Origin of the sequence: Pseudoalteromonas sp. SR41-1 (genome assembly GCF_014164015.1) — a bacterium.
In the GTDB taxonomy this organism is placed as follows: domain Bacteria; phylum Pseudomonadota; class Gammaproteobacteria; order Enterobacterales; family Alteromonadaceae; genus Pseudoalteromonas; species Pseudoalteromonas distincta.
In genome coordinates this window covers 1-12,213 of the sequence record NZ_JACJEK010000016.1, presented here as the reverse complement: position 1 = coordinate 12,213, position 12,213 = coordinate 1, and the positions used below count along the sequence as shown (strand labels likewise).

The 12,213-nt window shown below is 40.6% G+C and carries 10 protein-coding genes; 4 read left to right on the top strand and 6 right to left on the bottom strand.

Going from position 1 to position 12,213, the window contains the following annotated elements; translation table 11 throughout:
* Positions 1-8: 8 nt before the first annotated feature.
* The 5 genes from H5118_RS14310 to rpsB all read right to left on the bottom strand — a co-directional run bounded on the left by H5118_RS14310 (position 9) and on the right by rpsB (position 4,196).
* On the bottom strand, positions 9-788 hold the full coding sequence (locus H5118_RS14310) for an isoprenyl transferase (protein WP_024596497.1): 780 nt from the start codon (positions 786-788) through the stop codon (positions 9-11).
* A gap of 244 nt (positions 789-1,032) precedes the next feature.
* The gene (gene frr, locus H5118_RS14305; protein WP_206013162.1) at positions 1,033-1,554 is read right to left on the bottom strand and encodes a ribosome recycling factor; all 522 of its coding nucleotides are present in this window, start codon (positions 1,552-1,554) and stop codon (positions 1,033-1,035) included.
* Positions 1,555-1,603: 49 nt separating this feature from the next.
* A complete protein-coding gene (pyrH, locus tag H5118_RS14300) occupies positions 1,604-2,353 on the bottom strand; it encodes a UMP kinase (RefSeq protein WP_024596498.1) in 750 nt (249 codons plus the stop codon).
* 158 nt (positions 2,354-2,511) lie between these two features.
* On the bottom strand, positions 2,512-3,363 hold the full coding sequence (gene tsf, locus H5118_RS14295) for a translation elongation factor Ts (protein WP_002958320.1): 852 nt from the start codon (positions 3,361-3,363) through the stop codon (positions 2,512-2,514).
* Positions 3,364-3,467: 104 nt separating this feature from the next.
* A complete protein-coding gene (rpsB, locus tag H5118_RS14290; RefSeq protein ID WP_024596499.1) occupies positions 3,468-4,196 on the bottom strand; it encodes a 30S ribosomal protein S2 in 729 nt (242 codons plus the stop codon).
* Between the two features lie 271 nt (positions 4,197-4,467).
* On the opposite strand from rpsB, the gene map reads away from it, so the two are divergent.
* From map to dapD, 3 genes are read left to right on the top strand one after another with little or no spacing between them, the layout of a single operon-like run.
* Positions 4,468-5,253, top strand: a complete 786-nt coding sequence (map, locus tag H5118_RS14285; RefSeq protein ID WP_182749215.1) for a type I methionyl aminopeptidase — start codon at positions 4,468-4,470, stop codon at positions 5,251-5,253.
* A 30-nt stretch (positions 5,254-5,283) separates the two neighbouring features.
* A complete protein-coding gene (glnD, locus tag H5118_RS14280) occupies positions 5,284-7,902 on the top strand; it encodes a [protein-PII] uridylyltransferase (protein ID WP_002958323.1) in 2,619 nt (872 codons plus the stop codon).
* Positions 7,903-7,911: 9 nt separating this feature from the next.
* Positions 7,912-8,739, top strand: coding sequence for a 2,3,4,5-tetrahydropyridine-2,6-dicarboxylate N-succinyltransferase (gene dapD, locus H5118_RS14275; RefSeq protein ID WP_002958324.1), 828 nt, complete (start codon positions 7,912-7,914; stop codon positions 8,737-8,739).
* A gap of 110 nt (positions 8,740-8,849) precedes the next feature.
* Here dapD and H5118_RS14270 read toward each other — a convergent pair whose 3' ends face one another.
* Complete coding sequence (locus H5118_RS14270; protein ID WP_024596500.1) at positions 8,850-9,848, bottom strand: DUF2971 domain-containing protein; 999 nt, start codon at positions 9,846-9,848, stop codon at positions 8,850-8,852.
* Positions 9,849-10,009: 161 nt separating this feature from the next.
* Here H5118_RS14270 and H5118_RS14265 point away from each other — a divergent pair, with 161 nt between their 5' ends.
* Positions 10,010-12,040: a BCCT family transporter gene (locus H5118_RS14265; RefSeq protein WP_024606267.1), complete on the top strand. Its 2,031-nt coding sequence runs from the start codon at positions 10,010-10,012 to the stop codon at positions 12,038-12,040.
* Positions 12,041-12,213: the final 173 nt, after the last annotated feature.

Here is a 12,213-nt window from a genome sequence, read left to right as displayed (position 1 = left end):
TATTCTATTTAGGTTTGAGCGAGTAATTGTTTTATTTGTTCGCCCGTACAACCAAAACGTCGCTCTCTGGCAACGTAACACGCTATAGCCTCAGCAAATGCTGCTTCATTAAAATCAGGCCAAAGTGTTTCGGTAAAGTAAAGTTCTGCATAAGCAACTTGCCATAGTAAAAAATTACTAATACGAACATCGCCACCAGTGCGAATAAGTAAATCAGGTTCTGCCTGATCTGCCATGCTCATATGCTGTGCTAAGCGCTCTTCTGTAATATCTTCTGCGTTGAGTGTGCCTTGCGCAACTTGCAAAGCAAGTTGTTTAGCCGCGTTAGCCATATCCCAACGACCACCGTAATTAGCTGCAACATTTAAGCGCAATCCGGTATTATTTTCAGTCAGCTTATGCGCAGCGTCTACCTTGCTACGTAATCCTTCAGAAAATCGTGATAAGTCTCCAATAATGGTCAGTTTTACATTGTTTTTATGAAGCTTTTTAACTTCCTTTGTTAAAACAAATAAGAAAAGCTCCATTAAAGTGTTTACTTCGTCTTCAGGGCGGCGCCAGTTTTCACTACTAAAAGCAAATAAGGTTAACGATTGTATCCCTAATTTAGTACAAAACTGAACAGATTGACGAACTGCGTCTACGCCTTTTTTATGCCCATACACACGAGGTCTATTTCTAGCTTGTGCCCAACGTCCGTTCCCATCCATGATGATAGCAACATGTTTGGGTAAACATTGCTGTGAAATTGTGTCAGCATCTAGAACCATAAATATCGAGTATTCCATAAAAAAACGCCGCCTAGTATACCCTAGACGGCGTTTCAAAACTAATAATTTTAATAGGTCCTGTCGACCTTTCAGGATTGTAATTTATTCAATCTAGGCAGAACCCTTTGGGCAGCGCGTTTTTAGATTTTATGCATTGCTATCGCCTAATAATGGGAAATAACCACACTACGTAGGCTCTGCCTTGCCTTAAAGCCAAACACACTACTGCAAATTTAACCTCAAAAGATAAACAGGGACTTACTTAGATTTCCATTAACTCTGCTTCTTTAGCAGCTAATAGAGTATCCATTTCTTTGATAAACTTATCTGTAAGTTTTTGAATCGCATCATCTGATTGACGCGCTTCATCTTCAGATATTTCTTTATCTTTTAATAAACCTTTTACATCGCCATTAGCATCACGACGAATGTTACGAATAGCAACACGACCGCCTTCAACTTCGCCACGTACAATTTTGATTAGGTCTTTACGACGCTCTTCTGTAAGTGGAGGAAGAGGTACACGAATAACAGTACCTGCCGACATAGGGTTTAAACCTAAGTCAGACGCCATAATTGCTTTTTCAACAGCTTGCGCTAAAGACTTATCAAATACACCAATAGCAAGTGTACGAGAATCTTCAATTGTTACGTTAGCAACTTGGTTTAAAGGCGTTGGTGCACCGTAGTACGACACCATAATGCCATCTAGGATTGCAGGATGTGCACGGCCAGTACGAATTTTAGATAATTGGCTACCTAGTGCAGTTACACTTTTTTGCATGCGCGCTTGCGCGTCTTTTTGAATATCGTTAATCACGGTTTAATCCTAATTATTTGATTATTTCATCTGAGGCTTGTGAAGAAATAAGTGTTCCTTCTTCTTCACCCATAATTACGCGTTTTAGCGCGCCTGATTTATTCATATTAAATACGCTCAATGGCATATTGTGATCGCGGGCTAGAGTAAATGCCGCTAAATCCATAACTTTTAATTCTTTTTCAATGATTTCATTGTAGCTTAAGTGGCTGTAAAGCGTCGCTTCTGGGTTTTTAACAGGATCATCACTGTACACACCATCCACTTTAGTCGCTTTAATTACTGTATCCGCTTCAATTTCGATACCGCGTAAACACGCTGCAGAATCGGTAGTAAAAAATGGGTTACCGGTGCCTGCTGCAAAAATAACAACGCGGCCAGTTTTCAATAAACTAATTGCTTCAGCCCAGTTATAAGCGTCACATACACCATTTAGCGGAATAGCCGACATTAAACGACAGTTTACAAATGCACGGTGTAGCGCATCACGCATTGCAAGGCCATTCATAACCGTTGCAAGCATACCCATGTGGTCGCCTACTACGCGGTTCATGCCTGCTTCTGCAAGTGAACCACCGCGTAAAAAGTTACCTCCACCAATAACTAAACCCACTTCTACGTCAAGCTCTACTAGCTCTTTAATTTCTTGTGCCATACGGTCTAAAACTTTAGGGTCGATGCCGAAGCCTTCGTCTCCCATTAAAGCTTCACCACTTAATTTGAGAAGAACACGTCTAAAAATAGGTTTGCGATTGATAGTCATAGTATAGGGGCCAACTTTTATTGAATTATGGATAAAAAATAACCGCGCTTATGTTAAACATAAAAGCGCGGTTATTTTAAAGAATTTCTAGCTGTGAAGCAAAACCAAATAGTACTTTAATTGCATCTAATTTCCTTTTGCATCACAAATAGTTAATCTTACTGACCTTTAGCAGCTGCAATTTGAGCAGCAACTTCAGCAGCAAAATCTTCTTCTTTCTTCTCGATACCTTCACCAACTTCTACACGTACAAAGCCAGTAACTGTTGCGTTTTTCTCTTTAAGAATATCGCCAACAGATTTTTTAGGTTCCATGATGAAAGCTTGACCAGTAAGAGAAACCTCACCAGTGAATTTTTTCATGCGACCAACAACCATCTTCTCAGCGATTTCAGCAGGCTTGCCTTCATTCATCGCGATTTCGATTTGTACTTGCTTTTCTTTTTCTACAACGTCAGCTGGTACGTCAGAAGGAGTTAAGTACTCTGGACGTGAAGCAGCAACGTGCATTGCAACGTGCTTAAGTGTTTCTTCATCAGCAACACCTGCAACAACAACACCGATACGGTCGCCATGACGGTACTCAACTAGGTTTTCACCAGCGATGTACTGCAGACGACGTACGTTGATGTTTTCGCCAATTTTAGTTACTAGCTCAACACGGTCTTCTTCAAACTTAGCTTGTAAGTCTTCGATAGTAAGAGTGTCAGCAATTGCAGCTTCAGCAACTTTATCAGCAAATGCTAAAAAGCTTACGTCTTTTGCAACGAAGTCTGTTTGACAGTTAACTTCTACTAGTACTGCAACACCAGCGTTTTGCTTGATGATGATAGTACCTTCAGCAGCAATGTTACCTGCTTTTTTAGCAGCTTTAGCAGCGCCACTTTTACGCATGTTTTCAATCGCTAACTCGATGTCGCCATCAGTCTCAGTTAACGCTTTTTTACAATCCATCATGCCAGCGCCTGTGCGCTCGCGTAATTCTTTAACTAGGGCAGTAGTTACAGCCATTAGTAAATCCTCAAATCTGAAATCTGGTTTAGATAAGCGGGTTACCCGCTCTACAAGAATAACAAGTCTTCACCTTAAAAAGATGAAGACTTGATGATAGCTAATTACTCAGCTTCAACGAAATCGTCTTTCTCAGCTTGAGCAACGATGTTATTCTCGCGACCTTCAGTGATAGCAGCTGCAACAGCGCTAGTGTAAAGGCTTACAGCACGGATAGCATCATCGTTACCAGGAACGATGTAATCAACGCCGTCTGGGTTAGAGTTAGTATCAACGATTGCAACAACAGGGATACCTAGGTTGTTTGCTTCACGGATAGCAATGTGCTCGTGGTCAGCATCGATAACGAAAAGCGCGTCTGGAAGACCGCCCATGTTTTTGATACCACCAAGGCTCTTTTCAAGCTTTTCCATTTCGCGGTTAAGCATTAACGTTTCTTTCTTAGTTAATTTCTCGAAAGTACCGTCTTGGCTTTGTACTTCAAGGTCTTTAAGACGCTTGATTGATTGACGTACAGTTTTCCAGTTAGTCAACATACCACCTAACCAACGGTGATTTACGAAGAACTGATCGCTTTCTAAAGCAGCTGCTTTAACTGCGTCGCTTGCTGCGCGCTTAGTACCAACGAAAAGAACTTTACCTTTGTTAGCTGCAGCACTTGATAAAAACTTAAGTGCGTCGTTGAACATTGGTACAGTTTGCTCAAGGTTGATGATATGTACACGGTTACGTGTGCCGAAGATGAAAGGCTTCATCTTAGGGTTCCAGTAACGTGCTTGGTGACCAAAGTGAACACCAGCTTGAAGCATATCGCGCATTGAAACGTTTGCCATTTTATAGATCCTCTATAGTTGTTTAGGGTTAGGCCTCCACATATCCCATAGCACCAACACCGAAGTAATTAAACTTCAAATGCACCCAAGTGTATGTGACGATACGTGTGTGTGTTAAAATAAAATTGTGTTTGCCTTAAATACAAAAAATCATTTAAGAATTTATTTGTAAAAAGACGGCGCGCTTTATACCATATTAAAATTAAATACTCAACGTCGCGTGCAAAATTTGTTCGGCGATAAATGTTAGAAACTCAACTTTGGAGCCTCAATGAGCGCTATTATCAAGACCCCTGAAGAAATAGAGAAAATGCGCGTAGCTGGGCGCTTAGCGGCCGATGTACTTGAAATGATCGGCCCTCATGTAGTGCCGGGTGTTACCACCGATGAGCTAAATACACTTTGTCATGATTATATTGTTAATGTGCAACAAGCAATCCCTGCTCCGTTAAATTATCATGGCTTTCCAAAATCAGTTTGTACGTCAGTTAATCATGTTATTTGTCACGGAATTCCAAATGACAAAGCATTAAAAGATGGCGACAGCGTAAATATTGACGTAACTGTCATTAAAGATGGCTACCACGGCGATACTTCTAAAATGTTCCACGTTGGTACACCAAACATCCAAGCTAAGCGTCTTGCAGAAGTAACACAAGAAAGCTTATACCTTGCTATTAAAATGGTAAAACCAGGTGTGCGCTTAGGTGATATTGGCTCTGCTATTCAAAAATATGCAGAAAGTTTTAATTACTCTATTGTTCGTGAATATTGCGGCCACGGTATTGGCGCAGGATTTCATGAAGAACCACAAGTAATGCACTACGGTAAAGCGGGTACTGGCGAAACTTTAAAAGCGGGCATGTGCTTAACAATTGAACCAATGGTTAATGCGGGTAAACGCCAATGTAAGCTACTTAAAGATGATTGGACTGTAGTAACTCGCGACCGCAGCTTGTCTGCACAGTGGGAACATACTTTATTAGTGACTGAAAATGGTGTTGAAATTTTAACGCTACGATCAGATGATACTATCGACAGGATCATAGAACACTAATAATAAATAAGAAATTAGGAGCCAGCCCACGTGGCATTACCCAACAAAGTAAAAAAGTTGCTCAGCGATGCAGAGCAACTTAGTGATTATCGCGATTGTTCTAGCTATTTTTATAAATGGTTACATAACGAATTTTCTAAACAACCGGTTGGGAATTTAATTAATGCCCGGGCTGAGTTTATTGACCGCCTACTAATTAAGCTTTTCCATGTTTACGACTTAGCGCGCGAACCTGATTTAGCACTAATAGCAGTAGGCGGATACGGACGTGGCGAGCTACATCCCTACTCCGACATCGACTTTTTATTGCTTGTAACTAAACCGCCAAGCGAAGAAATATGCGAAAAAATAGGCCAGTTTGTCACCATGCTATGGGATCTCAACTTAGAGATTGGCCACAGCGTGCGCACGATAGAACAAGCCATTGAGCAAAAACGTGAAGACGTTACTTTTGCTACCAGTTTACTCGAAAGCCGCCTTATTTTTGGTAATCATATTGAGTTTGAAAAACTCAAAACGCATATTCTAGAAACACCCGTATGGCGCTCCGGTGAGTTTTTTACTGCCAAAGTTCAAGAACAAAACTTACGTCACAAAAAGTGCCACGGCACTGCGTATAATCTTGAGCCAAACATTAAAGAAAACCCCGGTGGCCTGCGCGACTTGCAAACCATTATTTGGGTTGCAAAAAAGCACTTTAGAACCGAAACCCTGCAAGAGTTAATAAGTCACGGCTACTTAACCCATGAAGAGTTTCAAGAACTTTCAGAGTGCCTAGAAAACCTATGGAATATTCGCTTTGCACTGCATCTAGCCGCAGGTCGGGCTGAAAACCGCTTATTGTTTGATCATCAACCACAAGCCGCCGAAATTTTAGGTTTTGGTAGCGACGGCAAAGCGTCTGTTGAGCGTATGATGAAGCGCTTATTTAGAATAATGAGCCGCGTGCGCGAACTTAACCAAATGCTACTTTCATACTTTGAGCAAAGTATCATGCCCGAAAGTAGTGAAAAAACGGTGATAGTACTCGACAGAAACTTTGAGCAAGTGGGCCATCAAATACGCGTAAAAGATCCATCTGTATTTTTTAGACGTGACCAACTTTTTGTATTGTTTGAGCACATAGCAGACAACCCTGCAATAACGCATATTTACCCAAGCACTATTCGTACAATCCGCCAAGTACGCCGCCGTTTATTGGGGGATTTACAAGATTATGCAGCCTGTCGTGAAGCTTTTTTACGCTTAGTTAAACACCCTAATGGTATGGGCCGCGCATTTACGTTAATGCACAAACACGGCATGCTTGCCGCCTACTTACCGCAGTGGCGTAATATATTTGGACAAATGCAGTTCGATTTGTTTCACGCCTACACCGTAGATGAGCATACTCACAAATTAATCAAAAATATTTACGAATACTTTGATAAAACTGGCATTAGCGAGTTTCCTATTTGTAGTGAAATAGTCACTCGAATGGACAAACCAGAGCTACTTTATTTAGCCGGTATATTTCACGACATTGCTAAAGGCCGAGGGGGAGATCACTCAGAACTTGGCGCTGTTGATGCTATAGCCTTTGCTAAATTACATGGCTTTTCATCCTCTGATGCAAAATTAGTAGCGTGGCTTGTAAGTAACCATTTACTTATGTCGGTTACCGCGCAGCGTAAAGATATTAACGACCCTGCAGTAATAAAAGACTTTGCAACACGTATTAAAACAGAGCGCCAACTCGACTATTTATATTGTTTAACCGTTGCCGACATCCGTGCAACCAACGACAACTTATGGAACGATTGGAAAAACACCCTACTGCGTGAATTGTACTTGCACACGCAGCGCGCATTACGCTTAGGGCTTGAAAACCCAATGGATCAGCGCGACCAAATTCGTGATAAAAAGCACCAAGCTAAACAACGTCTACTCAACTTAGGTTACCCTGAGAATAAAATTGATTTAATTTGGAGTCGCTTTAAAGCCAACTACTTTACCGCCTTTAGCGAACAGCAAATATCGTGGCAAAGTGAGCATTTATTAACTAGCACCGATTTAAGCCAACCCAGTGTTATTGTATCTAACAAAGCAATGCATGGGGGTACACAAGTATTTGTATACAGCCCCTACTCTGGTGCGTTATTTGCGAGATTAGTGAGTGTAATTGGCTCTAAAAAAGCACAAATACAACACGCGCAAGTACTGACCACAAAAGACGGTTACGTCCTGTTTAGCTTTGTAATACTTGAAGTAAGTGGCGACCCTATTGCAAGTGGTCGAGCGCAATCAATTAAACGCGGGCTTGAGCAAGCACTTAGCGATCCACGTAAAAAAATTCGCTTTAAAAAGAGCCGCTCTCAACGCTTTAAAGATTTTAATATTAAACCTAAAATTGTGTTGCGCCCACATGCACGCAAAGACCGTAGCTTAATAGAAATTCAAGCCGTCGATATACAAGGTTTACTAACCAAAATAGCCGAAGTTTTCCAAGCGCATTTACTACACATTCACGCTGCCCGTATTACCACGGTGGGTGAACGTGCAGAGGATTTCTTTGTCGTATCTAATAACGAATACCAAGCGCTGACTGATGAAGAACAAGCAAAAATTCATCAGGCATTACGTAAAAAATTCAACGCCGAAACAGAATAGAGGACACACATGTCAGATTTAAAAACGATGATCGAAAACGCATGGGACAACCGCGATAGCATTAGCCCAAGCACAGTATCAAGCGACGTAAAACAAGCCATTATTGATGCACTTGATTTACTTGATAGCGGCGCAGCACGCGTTGCTGAAAAAATCTCAGGTGAATGGGTTGTACACCAGTGGCTTAAAAAAGCGGTTTTACTGTCGTTTCGTATTCGCGACAACCAACCAATGAACGATGGCGTAAACCAGTTTTACGACAAAGTACCACTTAAATTTAGCGACTACACGCCAGAGCAATTTCAGCAAGGCGGTATGCGCGTAGTACCAAACGCGGTAGCACGTAAAGGCAGCTTTGTAGGTAAAAACGTCGTACTTATGCCATCGTACGTAAATATTGGCGCATACGTTGACGACGGCACCATGGTTGATACTTGGGCGACTGTAGGCTCATGTGCACAAATTGGTAAGAATGTACATTTATCAGGTGGCGTTGGCATAGGCGGCGTTTTAGAGCCTCTACAAGCTAACCCAACTATCATTGAAGACAACTGTTTTATTGGCGCACGTTCTGAAATTGTTGAAGGCGTAATTGTTGAAGAAGGCGCGGTAATTTCAATGGGCGTTTATATCAGCCAAAGCACCCGTATTTATGACCGCGAAACCGGCGAAATTCACTACGGCCGCGTACCAGCAGGCGCAGTAGTTGTACCAGGCGCACTACCGTCAAAAGATGGCACCCACAGCCTTTACGCTGCAATCATCGTAAAAAAAGTAGATAAGCAAACACGTGAAAAAGTAGGTATAAACGCCCTACTACGCTCAATTGATGAGTAATAGTCGATTGGGTTGAGTGAAACGAAACCCAACGATACGTTGAAGTTAAGTGTTTTAGCTAAACTTTAATTATATATAGAAAGCTCTAAGCCCTTTGGTTTGGAGCTTTTTTAAATTCTTCTAAATGAAGTTTTAGTACTAGACACTTCTACATCAAAATTTAATGAACTCAAAAAAGACTTTAAGCCTTTAACAGCTAACTCATTATTTTCTGATGGTCCTATTATAATTTCATCAATTGAATTTTTAGGAAAAGGTATCGCTCTATATGGGGCTATAATGCCAGACTTTAGGGTTCTGTAGCATAAAGGAAAAAACTCTTTCACTCCATTTTCAAGCTCTATAAAATCAATATTAGAGGAGTCTATAAAATCAAAATAACCCTTTTCAGTATTTTCATTTAATGAGACTAAACCAGGGTAAAAAAGAGTAAAACGATACTCTTCTTCATATTCGAACGCTTGATCTTTTATGCTAGCAATCTTAAAAATCGCTTCATTAAAAATTTCAATTGCAGCAATAGCACATTTTTCATTTAGGTCATTTCCATTTAAATTTGGATCTAACACATAACTTAAAACCTCAGGCAGATAGTGTTCTTCAATTAAAGAATGAAGCATTTCCTCAGTTGGTTGGTAATCAACATCATCATAGCCACTCAAAAGTTTTCTTTGCCTAAAGTACTCATCATCAAATAGCTTTTCTTTATTAAACTTTATGCAATATGAAGTTTGCTCTGACCCGTAAGTTAGCCAGTGGTTTAGGCTATCACGCTTAGTTGTAAATGAAGTGGTATAAATTTCATCAATGGTATTATTATCAATTATATTCCATAGAAAATTTAAAAAATGATTTGCGAGATGCACGTCCTTACTTCGCATTTCTTTTTGGGTAACATCTAAAGGTATATTTTTGTGTTTGGCATAAATTTCTTCGAGTTTGATTTGTGAAAACTCAGACAAACTCCCTCTGAGTGATTTTATTCTATCAATACCTTGCTTTATTTCTCTAAAATCATTTAGATACTCTGCGTTAGTAGCCCATAAACTTTTGCTCTCTAAAATTCCCTTTAAACCATCTGCAGAAGTGTAATGATAAACATATTCCATATTTAAAATCCCAAGTAATGTTAATCTTTAGTTTAACCTTGATAAGTGGCAACAATAAAATTTGATAATCTTAAACAAGAGACTGAATTAGCCAACACACCCAAGATATAATAAGGTAGTAAAGTATAATTGAAAGTTAGCAATTAATATTAAGGATTAATATGACAAAAACTGCTTTACGCTCAACTATTTTGCTACCGGTATTTTTACCTGCAGTGGTTATTATTCTGCTCTTGGTAATTGGTACAATTAGCAACCCTGAACTCGCAGGGCAAGTATTCAGCGTTACCCTCAAGTGGATAACAGAAACCTTTGGTTGGTTTTATATGTTATCAGTCGCTATTTTCTTAGTTTTCATTGTTTGTGTAGCAGCCTCCAGCTGGGGAAATATCAAGCTGGGCCCTGATCATGCGCAGCCGCAATACAGTTTCGCTGAATGGTTTGCTATGCTATTTTCGGCCGGTTACGGAGTCGCATTACTTTATTTTGGTGTAGCAGAGCCCGTGCTCCATTATGCATCTCCGCCCGCAGGCGCAGCAGAAACCGTCGACGCTGCCAAGCAAGCTATGCAAATTGCATTTTTTCATTGGGGTTTTCACATATGGGCAATCTATGGGATTGTCGGTTTAGTCCTTGCGTATTTTGCATTTCGTCATGGCCTCCCACTGTCGATTCGCTCAGCGTTGTATCCACTTATTGGTGATAAAATATATGGTCCTATTGGTCACACTGTTGATGTGTTTGCCATATTAGGCACGTTATTTGGCATTGCCACAACGTTAGGACTTTCCGTTACCCAAATTAATGCTGGGCTGCATTATTTGTGGCCAAGTATCCCTATTAATACCACAGTACAAATTACTGCTATTGCCATTATTACCGCAGCAGCTACTCTCTCAGTAGTGGCTGGGATGGATAAAGGTGTAAAGCGCTTATCTATTGTAAACATGACTCTTGCAGTGTCGTTAATGGCCTTTGTATTTTTTATTGGCCCTACTATTCATATTCTTGAATCGTTTTTACAAAATACCGGCAGCTACCTTAGCGGTATTGTTGAGCGTACTTTTAATTTACAGGCGTACAGCCGTAGTGATTGGATTGGTAACTGGACCCTATTTATATTTGGCTGGACTATTGCTTGGGCACCCTTTGTTGGCATGTTTATCGCTAAAATTAGCCGCGGCAGAACCATCAGGCAATTTGTTGTTGGCGTGATGCTAGTCCCGACTATTTTTACCTTTTTATGGTTTTCTGTGTTTGGTGATACCGCGTTAAATCTAATAATGAATGAAGGGTTCAATACTTTAATTACTGATGTTCAAGCAAACCAAGCTGTTGCATTGTTTCAGTTATTTGAGGTGTTACCGTTATCATTTATTATTTCGCTACTTACCGTTATTCTAATCATTACCTTTTTTGTTACTTCGTCTGACTCAGGATCATTAGTTATTGATTCTCTCGCCTCTGGAGGTAATATTAATACACCCGCATGGCAACGCGTGTTTTGGGCTGTGCTAGAGGGCGCGGTGGCTGCTGTTTTATTAGTGGCAGGTGGGTTAAGTGCGCTACAAACTATGACTATAGCCAGTGCCTTACCCTTTGCGATTATTATGCTTATTGCAACCGCTGGGCTTTGGCGAGCACTCACCATTGAAGGCCATCGCGATACTAGTTTACAAGCACATGCGCTTAATGGCCGTAATATTAACTTATCTCATTGGAAGCGCCGTTTAGCCGCCATGGTTAATTACCCCAATAAAGAAAAAGTACACACCTTCATTAGTAGTGTGGTAGTACAAGCAATGCAAGCCGTTCAGGCTGAATTAAAAGCGCGACAATGGCATGCAGAGGTTGATTTTGATACCGACTTAGGCCGTGCTCATTTAACTGTGCTACGCCATGAGCATGTTGATTTTGTGTATGACATTCGTCTAACCGAACACCCTATGCCAAGCTTTGCCTATTCTGAGCTGAAACCTGAGATTGATAACATCGAAATGTATTACAAGGCTGATGTTTTCTTACGCCGTGGTGGGCAATCTTACGATGTGTATGGTTACAGTGAAGATGATATTGTGAAGGATATTCTTGATCAATTTGAGAATTACTTACACTTTTTAGGTAACAGCCCAGGTGAACTACCTTGGGATATGGCCGAACACGATGACATGTTAAATAGCGATAAACCTTAAATAAGCATCGTATTTAATACACAATTATTGCAATAAAAAAGGCACTGAAAAGCTGTCTCTTGATCACAAGTCTGACTCAAGAGATTTTGCTAAATCGTAGCCTTCCAGGATGGCTTGTAACTTAAGCCATCCTTGCCATAACACTTTCACAGATGCACGCCCTGTGCGCTTGG

Excerpts from the sequence above, each read along its gene's own strand:
- rpsB (WP_024596499.1), bottom strand. The coding sequence starts at position 4,196 with ATGGCAAACGTTTCAATGCGCGATATGCTTCAAGCTGGTGTTCACTTT.
- tsf (WP_002958320.1), bottom strand. The coding sequence starts at position 3,363 with ATGGCTGTAACTACTGCCCTAGTTAAAGAATTACGCGAGCGCACAGGC.
- pyrH (WP_024596498.1), bottom strand. The coding sequence starts at position 2,353 with ATGACTATCAATCGCAAACCTATTTTTAGACGTGTTCTTCTCAAATTA.
- H5118_RS14265 (WP_024606267.1), top strand. The coding sequence starts at position 10,010 with ATGACAAAAACTGCTTTACGCTCAACTATTTTGCTACCGGTATTTTTA.
- dapD (WP_002958324.1), top strand. The coding sequence starts at position 7,912 with ATGTCAGATTTAAAAACGATGATCGAAAACGCATGGGACAACCGCGAT.
- H5118_RS14270 (WP_024596500.1), bottom strand. The coding sequence starts at position 9,848 with ATGGAATATGTTTATCATTACACTTCTGCAGATGGTTTAAAGGGAATT.
- frr (WP_206013162.1), bottom strand. The coding sequence starts at position 1,554 with ATGCAAAAAAGTGTAACTGCACTAGGTAGCCAATTATCTAAAATTCGT.
- map (WP_182749215.1), top strand. The coding sequence starts at position 4,468 with ATGAGCGCTATTATCAAGACCCCTGAAGAAATAGAGAAAATGCGCGTA.
- H5118_RS14310 (WP_024596497.1), bottom strand. The coding sequence starts at position 788 with ATGGAATACTCGATATTTATGGTTCTAGATGCTGACACAATTTCACAG.